This is a genomic window from Tsukamurella sputi (assembly GCF_007858445.1).
Lineage (GTDB): Bacteria > Actinomycetota > Actinomycetes > Mycobacteriales > Mycobacteriaceae > Tsukamurella > Tsukamurella sputi.
Map to the genome: position 1 here is coordinate 59,586 of NZ_VIGV01000006.1, position 18,884 is coordinate 78,469.

17 protein-coding genes are annotated in these 18,884 nt (G+C 71.2%); 4 read left to right on the forward strand and 13 right to left on the reverse strand.

The window, feature by feature from the left end:
* Nucleotides 1-14 precede the first annotated feature (14 nt).
* A complete protein-coding gene (locus tag FK268_RS17590) occupies nucleotides 15-569 on the forward strand; it encodes a dTDP-4-dehydrorhamnose 3,5-epimerase family protein (RefSeq protein ID WP_146436416.1) in 555 nt (184 codons plus the stop codon).
* 35 nt (nucleotides 570-604) lie between these two features.
* Here the strand turns inward: FK268_RS17590 and FK268_RS17595 are convergent, their stop codons facing one another.
* From FK268_RS17595 to FK268_RS17610, 4 genes are read right to left on the reverse strand one after another with little or no spacing between them, the layout of a single operon-like run.
* Nucleotides 605-1,621 carry an NAD-dependent epimerase/dehydratase family protein gene (locus FK268_RS17595; protein ID WP_146436418.1) on the reverse strand — a complete coding sequence of 339 codons (1,017 nt, stop codon included), beginning with the start codon at nucleotides 1,619-1,621 and terminating at the stop codon, nucleotides 605-607.
* Nucleotides 1,618-2,271 (reverse strand): PIG-L deacetylase family protein, encoded by a 654-nt coding sequence (locus FK268_RS17600; RefSeq protein WP_146436420.1) that lies wholly within the window; start codon nucleotides 2,269-2,271, stop codon nucleotides 1,618-1,620. The genes FK268_RS17595 and FK268_RS17600 overlap by 4 nt, the downstream gene beginning before the upstream one ends.
* Nucleotides 2,268-3,050: a glycosyltransferase family protein gene (locus FK268_RS17605; protein WP_146436422.1), complete on the reverse strand. Its 783-nt coding sequence runs from the start codon at nucleotides 3,048-3,050 to the stop codon at nucleotides 2,268-2,270. Before FK268_RS17605 ends, FK268_RS17600 begins: the two co-directional genes overlap by 4 nt.
* Before the next feature lie 2 nt (nucleotides 3,051-3,052).
* Nucleotides 3,053-4,300 (reverse strand): class I SAM-dependent methyltransferase, encoded by a 1,248-nt coding sequence (locus FK268_RS17610; protein WP_146436424.1) that lies wholly within the window; start codon nucleotides 4,298-4,300, stop codon nucleotides 3,053-3,055.
* Between the two features lie 429 nt (nucleotides 4,301-4,729).
* Here FK268_RS17610 and FK268_RS17615 point away from each other — a divergent pair, with 429 nt between their 5' ends.
* Genes FK268_RS17615 through FK268_RS17625 form a run of 3 tightly spaced genes read left to right on the forward strand, consistent with a single transcriptional unit; the run spans nucleotide 4,730 to nucleotide 7,085 of the window.
* On the forward strand, nucleotides 4,730-6,295 hold the full coding sequence (locus FK268_RS17615) for a sugar transferase (protein ID WP_158636139.1): 1,566 nt from the start codon (nucleotides 4,730-4,732) through the stop codon (nucleotides 6,293-6,295).
* Nucleotides 6,296-6,315: 20 nt separating this feature from the next.
* Nucleotides 6,316-6,729 (forward strand): hypothetical protein, encoded by a 414-nt coding sequence (locus FK268_RS17620; protein WP_146436428.1) that lies wholly within the window; start codon nucleotides 6,316-6,318, stop codon nucleotides 6,727-6,729.
* Nucleotides 6,726-7,085, forward strand: coding sequence for a hypothetical protein (locus tag FK268_RS17625; RefSeq protein ID WP_146436430.1), 360 nt, complete (start codon nucleotides 6,726-6,728; stop codon nucleotides 7,083-7,085). The genes FK268_RS17620 and FK268_RS17625 overlap by 4 nt, the downstream gene beginning before the upstream one ends.
* Here FK268_RS17625 and FK268_RS17630 read toward each other — a convergent pair.
* The 9 genes from FK268_RS17630 to FK268_RS17670 all read right to left on the reverse strand — a co-directional run bounded on the left by FK268_RS17630 (nucleotide 7,063) and on the right by FK268_RS17670 (nucleotide 18,878).
* Entirely contained in the window at nucleotides 7,063-8,127 is a 1,065-nt protein-coding gene (locus FK268_RS17630; RefSeq protein WP_146436432.1) for a threonine aldolase family protein, read from the reverse strand. The genes FK268_RS17625 and FK268_RS17630 overlap by 23 nt on opposite strands.
* Nucleotides 8,124-8,828, reverse strand: a complete 705-nt coding sequence (locus tag FK268_RS17635) for an SDR family NAD(P)-dependent oxidoreductase (protein WP_146436434.1) — start codon at nucleotides 8,826-8,828, stop codon at nucleotides 8,124-8,126. The genes FK268_RS17630 and FK268_RS17635 overlap by 4 nt, the downstream gene beginning before the upstream one ends.
* Nucleotides 8,825-10,933, reverse strand: a complete 2,109-nt coding sequence (locus FK268_RS17640) for a DUF6421 family protein (protein ID WP_231707131.1) — start codon at nucleotides 10,931-10,933, stop codon at nucleotides 8,825-8,827. The genes FK268_RS17635 and FK268_RS17640 overlap by 4 nt, the downstream gene beginning before the upstream one ends.
* Before the next feature lie 107 nt (nucleotides 10,934-11,040).
* Nucleotides 11,041-11,601 (reverse strand): YdcF family protein, encoded by a 561-nt coding sequence (locus FK268_RS17645; RefSeq protein ID WP_146436438.1) that lies wholly within the window; start codon nucleotides 11,599-11,601, stop codon nucleotides 11,041-11,043.
* A 54-nt stretch (nucleotides 11,602-11,655) separates the two neighbouring features.
* On the reverse strand, nucleotides 11,656-13,113 hold the full coding sequence (locus FK268_RS17650) for an NAD-dependent succinate-semialdehyde dehydrogenase (RefSeq protein WP_146436440.1): 1,458 nt from the start codon (nucleotides 13,111-13,113) through the stop codon (nucleotides 11,656-11,658).
* Nucleotides 13,110-14,462: a 4-aminobutyrate--2-oxoglutarate transaminase gene (gene gabT, locus FK268_RS17655; RefSeq protein WP_146436442.1), complete on the reverse strand. Its 1,353-nt coding sequence runs from the start codon at nucleotides 14,460-14,462 to the stop codon at nucleotides 13,110-13,112. The genes FK268_RS17650 and gabT overlap by 4 nt, the downstream gene beginning before the upstream one ends.
* Nucleotides 14,459-16,033 (reverse strand): APC family permease, encoded by a 1,575-nt coding sequence (locus FK268_RS17660; protein WP_146436444.1) that lies wholly within the window; start codon nucleotides 16,031-16,033, stop codon nucleotides 14,459-14,461. Before FK268_RS17660 ends, gabT begins: the two co-directional genes overlap by 4 nt.
* Nucleotides 16,030-16,896, reverse strand: a complete 867-nt coding sequence (locus tag FK268_RS17665; RefSeq protein ID WP_146436446.1) for a universal stress protein — start codon at nucleotides 16,894-16,896, stop codon at nucleotides 16,030-16,032. Before FK268_RS17665 ends, FK268_RS17660 begins: the two co-directional genes overlap by 4 nt.
* Nucleotides 16,893-18,878 (reverse strand): primary-amine oxidase, encoded by a 1,986-nt coding sequence (locus tag FK268_RS17670; protein WP_146436448.1) that lies wholly within the window; start codon nucleotides 18,876-18,878, stop codon nucleotides 16,893-16,895. The genes FK268_RS17665 and FK268_RS17670 overlap by 4 nt, the downstream gene beginning before the upstream one ends.
* Between the last annotated feature and the right edge of the window lie 6 nt (nucleotides 18,879-18,884).

Genomic DNA, 18,884 nt, shown 5'->3' on the forward strand with positions numbered 1-18,884 from the left:
GGCAGCATGTCCCCATGCGCATCGAGCAGACAGACCTGGCCGACGTTCTGCTTCTCGTGCCGACCCCGCACGCGGACGACCGGGGCCTGTTCACCCGCACGTTCGACGCGGCGATCTTCGACGATCATCTCGGGGAGCCGGGCGCCGCAGCACGATTCGTGCAGGACTCGCAGTCCCGCTCGGTGCGCGGCGTGCTCCGCGGGATGCATGGCCGCTCGGGCCGCGGAGAGGCGAAGCTGGTGCGGTGCGCGCACGGCGCGGTGCACGACGTGCTGGTGGACGCGCGCCCCTACTCGCCCACCTTCGGCCGGAGCCAGGCCTACCGCCTGGACGACGAGGCCTTCCACACGCTGTACGTTCCGCCGGGCTTCCTGCACGGCTTCCAGGCCCTGACGGAGGTCGCGGACGTCTGCTACCGGATCGACCGGCCGCACGATCCGAGCGAGGACCTCGCCGTGCACCACGCGGATCCGGAGCTGGCGCTGCAGTGGCCGTTGGCCGCGTCGATCGTCTCGCCGCGCGATCGGGCGGCGGGTTCCTGGGCGGATCTCCGCGGCCGCCTGGGCTGACGCGGACCGTCCGCCGGCGGGGATGGGGCGCACCGTCATCGCCGGCGCATCGACGCGTCGATGGCGCCGTCGGCCTGCAGGCCCTTGAGGACGGCGAGCCGGGTGAAGTCGTCGTGGAAAGCGCGCTCGGTGAGCCCGTACTCGGTGTAGGCCTTGTGCAGTTCGACGGCACCGTCCGGCACCGTCCACTGCGCCTCGAAGCCCAGTTCGTCGCGGGCGCGCGAGAAGTCGACCCGGTAGGAGCGCGGATCGGCTCCGGCCTCGCCCGTGATCCGCACGGCGGCACCGGGCACCACGTCGACCACGGCCTGCGCGATCTCGGCGACGGTGACGTTGTTGCGTTCCGTGCCGATGTTGTACGCGCGTGCCGAGACGGTCTCCTTCGGCGCCGTGAGGCACGTGGCGAACGCCTGCGCGATGTCCCGGGCGTGCACGAGCGGCCGCCACGGCGTCCCGTCGGAGAGCACCAGGACCTCGCCCGTGAGCACGGCGTATCCCATCAGGTTGTTCAGCACGATGTCTGCGCGCAGGCGCGGCGAGAAGCCGAAAGCCGTGGCGTTGCGCAGGAAGACGGGGGTGAAGTCGGCGTCCGCCAGGGCCGCGGCGTCGTCCTCGACCCGCACCTTGCTGATCGCGTACGGCGTGATCGGATTGAGCGGCGCCTCTTCGTCGACCAGGCCGTCGCCCGCCGCGCCGTACACGGAACACGTGGAGGCGTAGAGGAACCGGGACACGCCGGCGTCCTTCGCCAGGCGAGCGAGTCGGCTCGACGCGGCGTGGTTGATGTCGTAGGTGATCTCCGGCGCGAGGGAGCCCAGTGGATCGTTCGAGAGCGCCGCGAGGTGGATCACCGCGTCGAAGCCCTGCAGTTCCTCGACGGTGATGTCGCGCAGGTCCGTGGTGAGCGTCGGCGGATCCGTGACCGCCGGGCCCAGGACCCGGTCGGCGAAGAGCCCGGAGTCGAGGCCGGTCACCTCGTGCCCGGCTGTCCGCAGGATCGGCGCCATCACCGTTCCCAGATATCCCTGACTGCCCGTCAGCAGGACCTTCATCGGTTTCCTCCGAAATCTACGAGAGCCTTCTCCAGCATGAATCCCTCGGCGTAGGTGGAGCGGCACTGGATACCGCGCAGCCGCGCCAGGCCGAGGAAGGATTCGTCGTCGAACCAGTCGTGCGCCACCTGCGACGGGTAGTGCTCCGTCAGCAGCCGCGCCTTCGCCATCGCGGCGTACGCCGAGAGCGGGTTGAAAACGGTGGGCCGCGGGGTGTCGGTCTCCCACTTGAGGATCTCGTAACCGAGGATCAGGTGGTCGCGGAACTCCGTGGGCACCAGCTCCGCGAGCTGGCGGTGGTCCTGGTGCGCGTCCCCGCGATGCGGAGCGAAGACGATATCGGGCGAGGTGGATCGCTTGAACTGCGCCAGAAGCGATTTCTGCCGCTGCCAATGGGCGGGGGCCCGGCCGTCGGGAAGGTCGAGCACCGTGACGTGCAGTTCGGCCTCGGGGGCGAAGGCGGCCAGCGCCGCCCGCTCCTCCGCCTCGCGGGGCGTGCCCGCTCCGCTTCCGACGAAGGCCCGCACCCGGAGCCCGGGGTTCGCCTCCGAGAGCTGCAGCAGGGTTCCGCCCATGCCGATCGCGATGTCGTCGCAGTGCGCGCCGAGCACCGCGATCTCGGAGATCCGGCCGGGGGAGAGCCCGATCATCCGACGGGGGCCTTCCACACCATCCAGGGGCGATCGCCGCGCGCGTAGCCCGCGTCGAGATCCGCGCGCTCCTTGAAGGTGTCGGCCGGCTTCCAGAAACCGCTGTGCTTGTAGCCCAACAGCTTCCCCTGCTTCGACAGCGCGGTGCAGGCGTCGGCCACCAGGTCGCCGCCGGGCGGCAGGTGGTCGAAGACCTGCTGGGTGAGCACGAAGTAGCCGCCGTTCTCCCAGATCGGGAACTCGGAGACGGGGGTGATCCCGGTGACCTTGTCGTCCCCGTCCACGTCGACGCAGTGGAAGGAGGACTGCGGCGGTACCAGGAGCATCGAGGCGGCGGAGCCGGTCTCCCGCACGCGGTCGATGATGGTGTTCATCGGGGCGTCGCTGAGCACATCGGCGTAGTTCGCGAGGAAGTACTCGTCGCCGTCGAGGTAGGGCCGCACGCGCCGGAGTCGCTCTCCGATGGCCGATTCCAGGCCGGTGTCGACGAAGGTGATCGACCAGTCACGCATGTCGGCGCCGAGCAGCTCCACCTCGCCGCCGCGGATCACGAAGTCGTTCGACTCGGTCTCGCGGTAGTTGAGGAAGTAGTTCTTGATGTGCTGCGCGCCGTAGCCCAGGCACAGGATGAAGTCGGTGTGCCCGAAGTGGGCGTAGTACCGCATCACGTGCCAGATCAGGGGCCGCGGCCCGACGAGCTGCATGGGCTTGGGCACCATGTCGTCCGCCGTGTTGCGCATGCGCATGCCGTAGCCGCCGCAGAACAGGACAACCTTCATCGTCAGACCTCCTCGGCGACGGCCTGCGGCCGCGCGGTGTGCAAGTGGGGCATGGGATAGACCACCTCGGTGCCACGCTCGATCAGGGGACGCAGCTGCTCGGTGATCTCGGTCTCGAGGTTCCAGGGCAGCACGACGACCACGTCGGGCCGGTCCGCGTCGAGTCGTTCCGGGGCGTGGATCGGGATGCGCGTGCCGGGGGTGAACCGGCCGTGCTTGTACGGATTGCGGTCCACGGTGTACTCGAGCAGATCGGGCCGGATTCCGCAGTAGTTCAGTAGCGTGTTGCCCTTGCCCGGGGCGCCGTAGCCGGCCACCCGCTTGCCGGCGGCGCGGCACTCGAGCAGGAAGCGCAGCAGGTCCTGTCGGGCCCGATCGGCCAGCGCCTGCATCCCGGTGTAGCCGGACACCGTGTGCAGCCCGGCCTCCTCCTCGATCCGCAGCACCTCGCGCACGCGGTCCGACGGTGCCTGCGCCACCCCGTCGGGCCGGGCCCAGACGCGGATGGAGCCGCCGTGCGTGGGGATGAGCTCGACGTCGACGACCGTCAGGCCCGCGGTCGCGAGGGCCCGCTGCGCGCTGAGCACGGTGTAGTACTGGAAGTGCTCGTGGTAGATCGTGTCGAACTGGCCCTCGGCGACGAGCGCGAGCGCGTGGTGCACCTCGATGCTCAGCCAGCCGTCGTCGGCGAGCAGCCCGCGCAGGCCCTGGGTGAAGCCCAGCAGGTCGGGGATGTGGGCGTAGACGTTGTTGGCCACCACCAGATCGGCGGGACCGTGTTCGGCGCGGACCTGCGCGGCGGTCGCCGGTCCGAGGAAGGCGGTCACCGTCGGGACGCCGCGGTCGCGGGCGGCCTGCCCGACGTTGACCGAGGGCTCGATGCCGAGACAGGGCACGCCGGCGGCGACGGCGTGCTGCAGCAGGTACCCGTCGTTGCTGGCGACCTCGACGATGAGGCTGTCGCCGTTCAGTGCCAGGCGGTCGATGGAAGCCTCGACGAAGCGCCGGGCGTGATCGACCCAGCTCGCGGAGAACGAGGAGAAGTAGGCGTACTCGGAGAAGGTCTCCTCCGGGAGGATCAGCGCGGGGATCTGCAGCAGGAGGCACTCCTCGCAGATCCGCAGATGGAGCGGGTAGGTGGGCTCGGGTGCGTCCAACTGCTCCGCCGTGAGGAACATCTCACACGGCGGTGTGGCGCCGAGGTCGACCACGCTCCGCAGCTGCGACGAGCCGCACAAACGGCATTTCATGATGGGTTTCCGTAACTGTCGACGGGGCTTCGATGGATGAGCATAGACCTTCACAGCTTTTCTGGTTGCAAATGGTTAATGGGCTTGCGATCGCAATCATCAACGTCTACGGTGACAACCGATGATCAGTCGGATCCGACGCACGGAGCCGTGAAGACGCCGCGGCCCGGGTGTGGAAGGGCTCCAGTCCGAAGGTCGGCGAAGGACCTTGTGAACTGGGAGGATGTGGTTCCTCTCACAGGTGTTCCAGCGCCGCCCCCGAGGGCGGTCGTGAGTGTCGGTACACCCCGGCGTGCATCGCGGCCAGGAGGACCGTGACGGGTTCGATGCGAAGCGCGTTGGAGTCGGAGATTCGCAACTGCAATATGCAAATGGGCGATTCTCAATCGGCCTCGAATGCGCATTGCGGACGGATGTGAGGAGCGGGACATGTCGATCGACGTTTCGGCGACGACGCCTGCTCGCCCGGCGGAGGCACTCCCGGTGACCGTGCTCGCGTCCGAGCCCCGGCGCGCACCCGCGGTCGCCCCGATACCCCCGGCCACCTCCCCCGGCGAGGTCGCCTCTCCCGCGCCGGCGACAGCGCCCGCGCGGGCCGTCGCGCAGGCGCATCGTGCGCTTCTCGCGCGCCGGATCGCCGTGGCGGACGCCGTCGTCGCGGGTGCGGCCTCCGCTGCGGGATTCGTCGTCGGCTACGAGATGGGCGAGAGCGCCCCCGAACTGGCGGCCCTCGCGATCGGTGTGAACCTGCTCTGGTTCCTGCGGCTGTGGCGGTCCCGGCCACTGTCGGTGCCGCTCCTGCGGCTCGGCCCACCGGAACTGCGCCGCGTGCTCTCCACCGCCCAGCTCGTCTACGGACCGCTGCTGATCCTGGCCCTGCTGTTCCCCCAGCTGCTGCCGCACTCCCTCTTCTTCGCCTCGGCCCCCGTCGCCGTGCTCGGAGCGCTGCTCGTCCGCCTCCGGTTCCGCCGCCGGGCCGCCGCGGTGGCGCCCGTGCCGACGCTCGTCGTGGGTGGCTTCGCCTCGGCGAGCGCATCCGTCCGGGGTCTGCTGGCCGACGAGACGGCGGGAGCGCAGGTGGTGGGCGCCTGCCTGCCCGCGAACGACGCCGTCCTCGTCGACGTCCTCGAGGTGTCGGGGGTCCGTGTGCCCGTGGTGGGCACCGACCGCACGGTGCTGGAGGCGGTGCGTGCGACCGGGGCGGGCCTCGTAGTCCTCACCGCTACCGACGCACTCGGCCCCGACGACGTCCGAGAACTGCTGTGGAGCCTCGCCGCCGACGGCGTCGAACTCGTCGTCACCGCGGCGCTCCCCGACGTCGCGGGCACCCGTATGACGAGTGGGTCCGTCGGGCGCACGCCCATGACGCACGTCGCCGCGCCGCGGCCGGACCGGTCGCACGGCGCCGGGAAGCGCCTGCTCGACCTGACCGTCGCCACCGTCGGACTGCTGGCGACAGCGCCCGTGATGCTCGCGATCGCGGCCGCGGTCAAGCTCGACAGCAGGGGACCCGTCTTCTACCGGGCCGAGCGCGTCGGCGCCGGCGGCGAGACCTTCGCCATGATCAAGTTCCGCAGCATGTACGTCGACGCCGACGCCCGCCGCGCCGTCCTGGCCGAGGAGAACATGGGCGCGGGCCCGCTGTTCAAGGTCAAGAACGATCCGCGCGTGACCCGGGTGGGCCGGTTCATCCGCCGCTACAGCCTCGACGAGCTGCCCCAGTTCTTCAACGTGCTCGGCGGCTCGATGTCCGTGGTGGGGCCGCGCCCGGCGCTGGCCCACGAGGTGGAGCAGTATCCGCCGGTCATGCTGCGGCGCATGCTGGTCAAGCCGGGCGTGACCGGCGCCTGGCAGGTCAGCGGTCGGTCGGACCTGAGCTGGGACGAGTCGATCCGGATCGACGTGGGCTACGTCGAGAACTGGTCCCTCGGCACCGATGTCGGCATCATCGCCCGGACGGTGCGGACGGTGCTCACCTCGGACGGGGCGTACTGACGGGCCGTATCGTCGACGGGGTGCAGGAGACCCTTCCGGAGCGTCCGGAACCCGTCGGAACGAGGTTGCCCACCGACCGTCGCACCCTGGGGTGCGTCGCGCTCGGTGGCGCACTGGTCGCCGTCGCCACCACCGCGTTGTCCAACGCACCGGCGTGGCGGGCGCTGGAGTTCGACGTCCGCACGGCGGGCCTGTTCGTGGTCGCGGTGCTGGCCGGTGCGCTCTTCACCGTGCGCGCCGCCATCGGCGACCGGTGGTTCGCCTTCCTGGTCTTCGGGGTGCTCGCCGGGTTCGGCTCGGTGGGCGTCTACTGTCTCGTCTCGCTCCTCGGCATGCCGCCGTCGGCGGGCGTCCGCTTCCTGGTGAGCGCGCCGATCGCGGCGACCCTCGGCATCGGGGCCGGCCGAGCGATCGGCAGGAGGCTACGGCGATGACGCTGCTCGTCGCCCTCGCCGGAGCGTGCGGCTCGGTGCTCGGCTATCTGCTGCTCGCGCGCGGTCCGCGGTGGACGACGATGCTGTGCGTCACCGCCGGGGTCGCTCTCGTCCTCGGCGGCGTCGCGCGGATGGCGCGGATCGTCGGCGACGCGGGCTACGCCGCCGTTCCCGTCGCGCTCCTCGGCCCCGTCGTGACCTTCGTGGGCATCGGCTGGTGGCTCACCGAGAATCCGCGGCGGGACTGGTGGCGAGCCGTCCTGGTGGTGGGCGGGGGCGTCGCCGCCGCGGTGCTCGGTTACCTCTCGATCGACCTGCTCGGCCTCGCCTACATCAAATTCCCGCGGTTCGGGTGAGCTCCTCCGCGACCAACGCGGCGAAGGCGCGCACGTCGTCCTCGGTGGTGTCCCAGGCGCACATCCAGCGGACCTCGCCGCGGGCCTCGTCCCAGAAGTAGAAGGGCACCCGCTCCATCAGGGCCTCGGACGCGGCGTGCGGCAGCTCGGCGAAGACCGCGTTGGACTGCACGGGCTGGGTGAGCGTCACCCCGTCGACGGCCCCGACGAGCTCGGCCAGCAACCGCGCCATCGCGTTCGCGTGCCCCGCGACCCGCAGGTACCGGTCGTCGTCGAACAGCGCGAGGAACTGCGCGGCGAGGAAGCGCTGCTTGGACGCGAGCTGCATCGACAGCTTGCGCACGTACTCGATCCCGGGCGCCGCGTCGCCGCCGAGCACCACCACGAGTTCCGCGCCGAGCAGGCCGCTCTTGGTGCCGCCGACGCTCACGATGTCGGCGCCGACGTCGGTGGTGATCGCCCGGAGGCTCACGCCGAGGCTCGCGGCGGCGTTGGCGAGGCGCGAGCCGTCGATGTGCAGGAGCCAGCCGCGCTCGTGCGCGTACGCGGCCAGCGCCCGCAGCTCGTCCGGGGTGTAGACGGTGCCGAGCTCGGTGGACTGAGCGACCGACAGTACGCGCGGCTGCGCCCAGTGCACGTCGCCGGCGCGGTCCGGTACGGCGGCGCTGATCGCCTCGGGCGTCACCTTCCCCTCCGCGGTGGGCACGAGCAGGAGCTTGAGCCCGGCGAGCTTCTCCGGGGCGCCGCCCTCGTCGACGTGGATGTGGCCGGTGTCGGCGCAGACCACCGCGGACCAGCGGTCGGAGACCGCCGACAGCGCGACGACGTTCGCACCGGTGCCGTTGAAGACCGGGAAGGCGCGCGCCCCGGCGCCGAACAGCTCGACGACGCGCTCGCCGAGCGCCGCGGTGTAGGTGTCGGCGCCGTACGCGCCCTGGTGCCCGAGGTTCGCCTCCGCGATCGCCTCCAGGACCTCGGGCAGGACGCCGGCGTAGTTGTCGCTCGCGAAGCCGCGGTGGGCGGGATCGTGCAGGCGGGTCATGCGGTCACCTCCGGTACCAGGGTGTCGACGGTGCCGTTGACCTCGGCCGCGGGGGAGTCCCACAGCGCCACGAGGCGGTCGGCCACGTCGTCGATGGGCGTGTAGCGCGGGAACTTCCGCTGAGGGGAGTCGGCCTTCATCTGCGGGGTGAGCAGTGCCATGACCCGCAGGATCGTCGCGGCGGCTCCGGTGCCGCTGAAGCCGTCGGCGAGCGCGAGGGTCCACGCTTCGGCGGCGGCCTTGGCGGAGGCGTACATCGCGTTCGACGCGGTCGGCTTCGCCACCGAGACCGAGGAGATCACCGCCACGCGGGCGTCCGCGCTCGCGGCGAGCGCCGGGAACAGCGGCTGCGAGACGTTCTGCAGGCTGCGGATCAGGCCCGCCTCCAGGAACTCCCAGTCCGCGGGGTCGGCCTCGGCGATCGGGCTACCCCCGCGCCAGCCGCCCACCAGGTGCAGCAGGCCGTCGGCGCCGTCGTGCTCGGTGACGATGCGCCGCACCGCCTCCGCGGTGGCCTCGCGGTCCGCGAGATCCGCGCGGTAGGCGCTGACCCCGTCGAGGGCGGCGATCCCCTCCGCGGGGGTGCCGCGGGTGATGACGGCGACCTGCGCGCCCGCGCCGACGAGTCGCCGTACGACTTCTTGGCCCAGCGCCCCGTTCGCGCCCGTCACCACGACGGTGCGCCCTGCCACCCCGCTCATGCCGGGACCTCCGTCGCCGACGCGGCGGTAATGCCCTTCGCGCTCTCGATCACGGGTGCCATCTTGCGCCGTAGCGCCTCGTAGAACATGTTGAGGGGGAACTCGTCGGGGAGGACGAGGTCGACCAGGGCCTTGGGCGGACCGTCGAGCGGCAGCGCCTGCGGGCCCTTCGCCCAGGTGGAGCCGGGGCCCGGCGCGACGTACGAGGAGACGAAATCGTAGCTCGCGAGCCACTGGCCGACCTTCGAGCGATCGATGCCGGTGCGGTAGAGCTCCTCGATCTCCTCGGTGAGCCGGATCACCTGCAGCGGCAACTCCTTCCAGTCGAAGGCCAGCCGGTTGTCGCGCCACCGCAGGGCGCCGTGCCGGTGCAGGTAGGCGAAGAGCAGCTGCCCGCCGAGCCCGTCGTAGTTGCGCACCCGGTCACCCGTGATGGGGAAGCGGAAGAGGCGGTCGCAGAGGATCGCCAGCTGCACGGGCAGGCCGTACGGGTGCCCCTCCTGCTGCAGCCGGTAGGCCTCGCGGAAGGTGGTGAGGTCGCAGCGCAGCTCCTCGAGCGCGTACTGCCAGAAGGGCATCCGCTGCTTGATCATGAACGGATCGAAGGGCAGGTCGCCGCGGCTGTGCGTGCGGTCGTGGATCAGGTCCCACAGCGCGAAGGTCGACTGGGCCAGCGCCTGGGAGGCGAGGAGCCGGTCACCGTCGGGCGGGAGGCGGAGGGAGAGGATCTCGCTCGCCGCGCCGGTGACGCGGCGGAAGCGCGCCGCCTCGCGGTCGCAGAAGATGGCGCCCCAGTGGAACTCCGGCGTCCGGGCGACCGTCACGGTCTCCGGGAAGAGCACCGCGGAGTGGGTGTCGTAGCCGGGGGTGAAGTCCTCGAAGGCGACGGCGAGGAACTGCCGGTTGTCGAACCGCCGCTCCGTCTCCGAGAGCCACTCGGGCCAGACGACGCGGAGCAGTACGGCCTCGAAGACCTTGCCCGCGTTGCCGTTCTGGGTGTACATCGGGAAGACGACGAGGTGCTCGGCGCCCTCGACGCGCTCCAGGTCCGGCCGGAAGGCGGCCAAGGACTCGTCGAACTCGGGGCGGCCGAAGCCGCCGTCCGCCCAGCGACCGAAGTCCCGCGGCAGCGCCGCGAGGTACGCGGCGTCGTGCGGGAAGCGCGGTGCGAGCGCGTCGATCCGGGCGATGATCTCGTCCACCAGCTCCGCGGCCCGCGGACGGTCCTCGGGCGCCGCGACCGCGCCGTCCTCGGCCTGGAGGGCGCGCAGGTCCTCGACCGCGCCCTTGAGCGCGATCCAGTCGGCGCTGCCCGCGGCGCCGGTGCGGGCCTCGGTGGGAGCGTCCTCGTGCGTGCCGGCGGCCCACGTGACCGCATTGGTCCACAGCGTGCGCTGGTCGAGGTCGTCGATCGAGTCGTCGCCGAAGAGGTCCGAATCGGCGAAGACCACGACGCGGCCGCGGTCGACCTGCAGGGCGGCGGCCAGGGCGCGGCTCGCGGGGGCGGCGGTCTCACTGGTCCTCGCGAGGACGGTCGCGTCCGGCGCGCCCGTGAGGTCGAGGACGCCGGTGCGGTAGAAGCACGCGCCGTCGACGGCGGCGACGATGCCCTGCCCGTCGAGCTCGGGGGCGATCACGGAGCGGATCCAGGTCGCGTTGCCGCCGTGCCGCCGCTCGCCGGCGGCCTCCTGCACCACCACCGATTCGACGTGCACGCCGAATCGGCCGAGGAGCTCGTCGAGGTTGTTGCCCGAGGTCGCGGTGTCGCACTCCGCGAGGACGACGAGGCCGCCGCCGTCGCGCACGTACCGCTCGATCGCGTCCAGCTCGTCCGGCGCGTAGACGGGCGGGAGATCGCCGGTGACGCGCTCGATGCCCGGCCGCGCGAGGTGCGGGATGACGTAGACGTCGGCCGTCGCCAGCTCCTCGGCACCGAGGTGCAGGGCCTGCGCATCGGTCACCGTCATGCCGCGGCGCCGCAGCGCGTCGACCGCCTGGGCGAGGCTCGCGTCCGCCGGGTTCGGCGGCACCATCTCCTGCGCGCGGTCGAGCGACGTCGCCCACGCGCAGCTCCGGGCCTGCTCGATCTGTACGCGCGTGAACACCGCATCGTCTGACATAACCGTACCGGCCTTTCACCTCTTACGTCGATCTTGACGCAATCTTAACGCCCGAGAGCGTGCTGGGAAAGCGGAACGGCGGTCTTGGGCGATCAGCCGCAGCTGCCCTGGACCGCCGCTTTCGCGGTGCCCACGAACTGGTAGAGGTAGATCAGCTCCCAGTCGGCGGGGCCGTACCGGTACTCCCGCGGGACGGCGCGCATGAAGGTCTCGCCCGAGTAGCAGTTGTCGAAGATGTAGCGGGACCGGGTGAGGTGATAGCTCCAGCTGATCACGATCACCGACTTCCACCCGCGCTCGCGCGAGAGACGCTCGGTGAACATCGCCTCGCCGCGCGTCGTGCTGGGGGTGGGGACCTCGCAGGTCACGCTGATGTCGCCGACCCTGGTGTCGCACAGATCCCGCACGGTGGCGTCCCGGGGGCCGTACGGGTTCGAGAGGACGACGTTCGTCGACCAGCCCTCCTGGGCCAGGCGGATGCCGTACTGCTCGCGGCCGTCGTGCTCGCCGCCGAGCACGACGATCGCGTCGACCTTGCGCAGCGCGTCCTGCCGGTCGACGCCGAACAACGCGTATCCGGCACCGCCGACCGCGGCCAGCACGACGACCACGACGAGCGTCATGCCCCACAGGAGTCTTTGCAGTCGCCGCACGGCGCCACCCTACCGTCGAGGGTGACGCCGCCGGCCGTCGTGACCGGGCGACCGTCAGATCGCGGGCAGCGCGATGTACTTGGTGTTCAGGTACTCCTCGATGCCCTCGCTGCCGCCCTCGGAGCCGAGGCCGGACTGCTTGATCCCGCCGAAGGGTGCGGCCGGGTCGGAGATGACGCCGCGGTTCACGCCCACCATGCCGGCCTGGAGCCTGCGCGCGACGCGCTGCGCCCGGCCCACGTTCTCGGTGAAGAAGTACGCGGCGAGGCCGTACTCGGTGTCGTTGGCCATGGCGACGCCCTCCTCCTCGGTGTCGAAGCCGACGATGGCGGCGACGGGGCCGAAGATCTCGTCGCGGCGGATGCGGGCACCGTCGGGGATGCCGTCGAGGACGGTGGGCGCGTAGAAGAAGCCGGCACCGTCGACCTGCTTGCCGCCCGTGCGCACCGTGGCGCCCGCGGCGACCGCCTCGTCGACGAGCGCGGCGATGGAACCGCGCTGCTTGGCGTTGATGATCGGCCCGATGGCCGACGATTCCTCCCAGCCCGGTCCGGCGGTCATCGCGGCGACGCGCTCGGTGAGCCTCGCCGTGAAGGCCTCGCGAATGCCGTTCTGCACCAGGATGCGGTTGGCCGCGGTGCAGGCCTCGCCGCCGTTGCGCATCTTGGCGAGCATCGCACCGTCGACGGCCTTGTCGAGGTCGGCGTCGTCGAAGACGAGGAAGGGTGCGCTGCCGCCGAGCTCCATCGAGGTGCGCAGGACGTTGTTCGCGGCCTGGGCGAGGAGGATCCTGCCGACGCCGGTGGAGCCGGTGAAGGAGACCTTGCGCAGGCGGTCGTCGTCCATGAGTTCCTTGACCACGGCGGGCGCGTCGAGCGTCGGGAGCACCGACAGGACGCCGGGCGGCAGGCCCACTTCGGCGAAGACCTGCGCGAGCAGCAGCATCGTCAGCGGCGTGTCCTCGGCGGGCTTGGCGATGACCGTGCAGCCGGCCGCCAGGGCGGGCCCGATCTTGCGGGTGCCCATCGCCAGCGGGAAGTTCCACGGCGTGATCGCCAGGCACGGCCCGACGGGCTCCTTGACGACGGCGATCTCGCCGGTGCCGGCGGGAGCGGTCGCGGTGCGGCCGCCGATGCGCACGGCCTCCTCGGAGAACCAGCGCAGGAACTCCGCGCCGTAGGACACCTCGCCGCGGCTCTCGGGCAGGACCTTGCCCATCTCCAGCGTCATGAGCAGGGCGAAGTCGTCGGCGCGGGCCGTGACGGCGTCGAACGCGGCGCGCAGGACGTCGGCCCGGCGGCGGGGCGGGGTCGCGGCCCATTCGTCGGCGACGGCGGTGGCCCGGTCGAGTGCCGCGCGGGCATCGGCGGGGGTGGCGTTCGCGACCGCGGCCAGCGCCTCGCCGGTGGCGGGGTTGAGCACGTCGAAGGTGCGGCCGGACTCGCTCGGCGTCGAGCGGCCGTCCAGCCAGAGGCCGGTCGGGACGGAGTTCAGGAGGTCGGAGAAGTTCACGCCGCCGCCTCGCGGACCGCGGTCTCGAGCACCGACAGGGCGTCGTCGAGCAGCTCGTCGCCGATCACCAGCGGCGGCAGCAGCCGGATGACGTTGCCGTAGGTGCCGCACGTCAGGATCACGACGCCGGCGGCGAGGGCCTTCGCGGCGACGGCCTTGGTCAGGTCCGCGTCGGGCTCCGAGGTACCCGGGTGGACCAGCTCGATCGCGATCATCGCGCCGCGGCCGCGGACGTCGCCGATCACGCCGGTCTCCTCGGCGAGGGCCCGCAGCCGGGTCACCGCGCGCTCGCCGATGGCGCGGGCGCGCGCCGGCAGCCGGAGGTCCTCCATGGTGTCCAGCGCGGCGAGCGCAGCGGCGCAGGCGACGGGGTTGCCGCCGTAGGTTCCGCCGAGGCCGCCGGCGTGCACCGCGTCGAGCAGGTCTGCGCGGCCCGTGATCGCCGACAGCGGCATGCCGCCCGCGATGCCCTTCGCCATGGTGATGATGTCCGGCACGATGCCCTCGTCCTCACACGCGAACCAGGCGCCGGTACGGGCGAAGCCGGTCTGCACCTCGTCGGCGATGAAGACGACGCCGTTCTCCTTCGCCCAGGCCGCGAGGGCGGGCAGGAATCCCGGTGCGGGCACGATGAAGCCGCCCTCGCCCTGGATCGGCTCGATGATGACGGCGGCCACGGCGTCGCCGCCGATCTGCTTCTCGATCTGGCTGATCGCGCGGGCCGCGGCGGCCTTGCCGTCGGCGTCGAGTCCGGCGGCGGCGTCGCGGTACGGGTACGACATCGGCATCCGGTAGACCTCGGGCGCGAAGGGACCGAAGTCCTTCTTGTACGGCATGGTCTTCGCGGTCAGCGCCATCGTCAGGTTGGTGCGGCCGTGGTAGGCGTGGTCGAAGGCGACGACCGCGTCGCGGCCGGTGGCCAGGCGCGCGACCTTGATCGCGTTCTCCACGGCCTCGGCGCCCGAGTTGAACAGCACCGTGCGCTTGTCGTGGTCGCCCGGGGTGAGCGCGTTGAGGCGCTCGGCGACGGCGACGTAGCCCTCGTACGGGGTCACCATGAAGCAGGTGTGGGTGAAGTGGCCGGCCTGCGCGGCAACGGCTTCCGCCACCCGGGGATCGGAGGCGCCCACGCTGGTGACGGCGATGCCGGAGCCCAGGTCGATCAGCGAGTTGCCGTCGACGTCCACGATGACGCCGCCGTCGGCGTCCGCGGCGTACACGGGTACCGACGAGCCGACGCCGCCGGCCACGGCGGACCGCCGGCGCTCGGCGAGCCGGGCGGACTCCGGGCCGGGAAGGGTGGTGACGAGATTGCGCACCTGGGGGAGGCGGTAGCTCGGGGTGGTCACTGGAGGGTCTCCTTGTCGACGTCGACGGGGGCGGTGGTGCGGCGCAGGGTCTCGCCGCGGAAGAAGGCGGGGTGGGTGGCCCGCCGGATCAGCATCAGCACGGCGCCGAGGAGCAGCAGGCCGAAGCCGATGTAGAAGACGAGCCCGATGCCGAACAGCGAGGAGCCGCTGCCGTTCGCGGGATCGAGGCTCTCCTGGACCGAGATCACGAAGACCACGGCCAGGATGGTCCCGCCGAGCAGCGGGAACAGGAACTTGTAAACGATGTTGTGCGGGCCGGTGAAGAGCTCGCGGCGGAAGAACCACACGCACGCGAAGGCGGTGATCCCGTAGTACCAGCAGATCATGATGCCCAGCGCCGCGATGGTGTCGAGCAGCGCGCGGTCCGAGAGCAGCTTGACCACGGCGTAGAAGACGCCGGTCACGATGCCCGAGACCACCGTCGCGTAGGTCGGGACGAGGTAGCGCGGATGGATCGCGGCGAGCTTCGCGGGGAAGGCGCCGTAGGAGCCCATCGCCAGCATCGTCCGGGCGGCGGGCAGGAAGGTGGTCTGCAGGCTCGCGATCGACGAGGCGAAGATCGCGAGGAACAGCAGCAAGCCACCCGTCTCGCCGAGCACCGGCGTCGCCAGCGGCCGGAAGACGTTCTCGGAGTTGTCCGGATTGCCCAGGCCCACGCCCGCGGTACCGACGCCCGCGTACATCATGACGGCGACCGCCACGAGCAGGTAGGTGATGAGGATCGAGACCACCGCGAGCAGCCCGGCGCGGCCGGGGACCTTCGTCGGGTCCTTCGACTCCTCGCCGAGGGTGAGGCAGGTGTCCCAGCCCCAGAAGGCGAAGATGGAGCCCGTCAGGCCCACGACGAAGGCCGCGATGGTGATGCCCGTGAACGGGTTGAACCAGTCGAGTGAGAAGGACAGCCCGGTGGGCACGCCGCCGGACCGCACGATCGCGGTGACCGCGAAGGCCACCAGGACCACCATCTGGAAGCCGACCAGCGCGTACTGCACCTTGGCACTGGTGGTGATGCCGCGACCCGCGATGACGGTGGCGACCACGAGGAAGAGCAGCGTCGTCGCGATGTTCACGGGCTTGTTCGCCGCGAGGTCCGCGAGGGACTCCTTGCCCGTCACCTGGGCCAGGAACAGGTAGAAGTAGTCCACGGCGATCGCCGCCAGGTTCGACAGCACGATGATCGTCGCGAGCACCATGCCCCACCCGCACATCCAGCCGATGTACGGCCCGAAGGCCTTGGTGGACCACGTGAACGAGGCGCCGCAGTCGGGCACCCGCGAGTTCAGCTCGCGGTAGGCGTACGCGGTGAGGAACATCGGGATGAACCCGGCGATGAAGATCGCCGGCATCTTCAGGCCCACCGACGCGACGATGAGGCCGATGCTGGCCGTCAGCGTGTAGCCGGGCGCCACCGTCGAAATGCCGAGGATCGCGCCCGCGAGGGTGCCGATGCTGCCCTGCGCGAGTCCCTTGTCGACGATGTCCGCCGCACCCGCCGAGGTCGCGGGTGTCGCGTCCCCGGGGTCCTCGCGGCCCGTGCCGGCGGTGGTCATGCGAGGCCGGCTCGGGGGACGACGACCATCGGGACGTCGAGCACGCGGAGCATCCTGGCGGCGGTCGAGCCGAGGAACAGGCGCTTCGGCGCGGCGAGGCGGCTGGAGCCGACCATGATGAGATCGCCCGGCTGCCACTCGAGGCCGTTCACCGCGTCCTCGACGGTGTCGCCGAGGACGACCGTCGAGGTGACCTCGACGGTGCCCGACAGGCGGCCCGTGGCCTCCTCGAGCACGGCGGCCGAATGCGCGCGCGCCTTCTCGAGCGCTTCCTGATCGGCCTGGTGCACGCCGGGCATCAGGTCCACCGCGATGAGCGAGACGAGCCGCAGCGGGACGCCGGCGCGCTCGGCCCCGGCGATCGCCGCGTCGAGCAGTTCGTCGGCGCCCGCACGGGAACCGACGGCGCAGGTCACGGACCGCACGCGGTCGGCCTTGCTGTGCCGCTGCCCGCGCGGGGCCAGCGCCACCGCGACGGGCGAGGAGTGGATCAGGTCGTTGACGACGGCCCCCAGCGAGTGCCGGCCGAGGAGGCCGCCGCCGGTGCCTCCGGCGACCACGACGGTCGCCTCCAGGCGCTCGGCCTCGGCGATGATGCCGCCCGCGATCGAGTCGTAGACGCCGATGTGCGTGGTGACCTCCACGTCGTCCGGCACGAGTGCCTCGGCCTGCTTCAGCCAGGTCCGGGCCTGCGCGGTGAGGACCTGATCGACCAGGTCACCGGAGACGAAGGCGCCGGTCTGGTCGGGCGGGACGACCATGCCGAGGGCGAGTTCGGCGTCCAGGGTCCGGGCGAGCTGCACGCCGAGGGCGACCGCGTCACGGCCGCCGTCGGTGGCGAGGTAGGCGACGTAGATCTTCATTGTTCTCCCTCACAACAGGACGACGGTGCGGCACCGTCGGTTTCGGTGGAACAGCAGGACCCGGTCTTGGCGGGCGTGGGCGCGACGTCGATCGACGGGTTGCGGTCGAAGAAGCCGAAGGGCTTGAGCCAGAAGTTCACCGTGTCCGCCGGCATGATCGGCCAGTCCTCGGGGCGGGTGATGTGATGGATGCCGAACGTGTACCAGAGCACCACGTCGGTGTTCTCGATCGAGCGGTTCTGCGCGGTCCACGCGGGCAGGCCCATGCCGCCGCCGCCCTGGTTGACGAATTCGCCGGCGGGCCAGCGCTCCTCGCGGTCGTTCGGGGTGACCCACAGGGTGTGCTCGATGGCGCGGCAGCGGTCGAGGATCGGCGAGGCCGGGTCGAACATCGCGGGCACGTTCGCCGAGGCGACCAGCTTGTACGCCGGGGACGTGCCGAGGCCCGTCTTCACGTTGTCGTTGACCACCTTCCACGACCGCTGCGTGGGGTAGTGCGGGTCCTGCTTGCCCTCGGACTCGGTGCGCAGCGGGGTGTTCACCTGCTGCAGCGAGAGGCCGTACGGGTTGTCCGGCCCGGTGGGCACCATCCGCGTCTCGGACTGGTAGACGGTGTTGTTCTCGCCGTCCACGTCGAGGTCCATCCGCGCGACGATGAAGTGCTGGTGGAAGGGCGCGTAGGTGCGGTTGTCGACGAGCGTGCCGTGCGGGTGCGAGCCGCCCTCGGGGAAGTGGCTGACCACCATGATGCCGGTGGCGCGCACCTCGCACTCGATGTTGCCGTCCTCGTAGAACCGCCAGTAGGTGAGGTACTCGTAGTTGGCGACGGTGACGTGGAAGGAGACCGTCAGGCGGCGCATGCGGCGCACCTCGCCGCCGGCGTGGTGATCGACGTGCTTCCACAGGACGGCGTTGTCCTCCTCGTGGATGCAGATCGCGTTGGCGATGTCGTAGGGCTCGCCCTTGCTGTTGTGGAGGGTGGCGTCCAGGTACCGGATCTCACCGAGGCAGTCGCAGCCGAGCGCGAGCGAGGTGGTCATGAAGCCGAGGCCCCACTCGCCGATGTCGAAGGCGGTGCGGCGGTAGTGGTCCTCGCAGTGGTCGCGGTAGGGGACCATCATCTCGGCGAAGGAGAGCCGGTGCGCGATCTTGCGGACGTTCCCGTTGTCGTTGTAGGTGATCGCGTGCAGGGTCATGCCCTCGCGGTAGTTGAAGCCGACGCGCAGCGACCAGTTCTGCCAGGTCAGCCGGTTGCCCTCGAGCGTGAAGCCGGGACCCTCGGGCTGGGTGATCTCCAGGGGCTTGCGCTCCGGGCGGGTGGAGGCCTCGCGGATCTCCTTGGGCAGCATCCGCGGCACGTACTCGCCCATGATCTGCGGTCGTTCCACGTGGAACACGTCCTCGATCTTCAGCAGCTCCATGGTGTTCAGGTCGATCACGCAGTGGAAGCCGTTGACCGGCCCGGCGTAGGGGTTGGCACCGTCGGACGCCCGGACCCAGGTGTCGGACCAGCCGATCCGGCGGCCCGCGAACTCCTCGGGGATGAGCACCGCGCCGTAGGTCCAGGTGTCCATGAAGACCAGGGACATGTCGGTGATGCCCCGCGCGGCGAGCGCGGCGATCACGTCGGGGTGCGCGCGCAGGGCCTGATCGGCCTCGTCCCACTCGTCGACGGTGACGTTCGCCTGCACGTCCGGGATGTGGTCGAACGCGGTGACGGCGCCGTCCGTCAGGGACAGGCGGGCCTTGTAGGTGCGGTTCGTCGTGCGGTCGAAGAGGACGGCGATCGCGACGCGCTCGCACGGCGTCCCGTCGGTGTCGAAGGCGGCGATCTCGGCCTTGCTCGGCTCGAACATCTCGATCGAGGCGTAGCGCCAGTCGTCGTTCACGCCGTGCTCCTGTGCGAGAAGGGCGGTGACGGCGCGGATCTCGTCGGCGGTGAGCGGGTCGAGGGGGTGAGCGGTGGAAGCGGGGGTCGGCATCGCGGG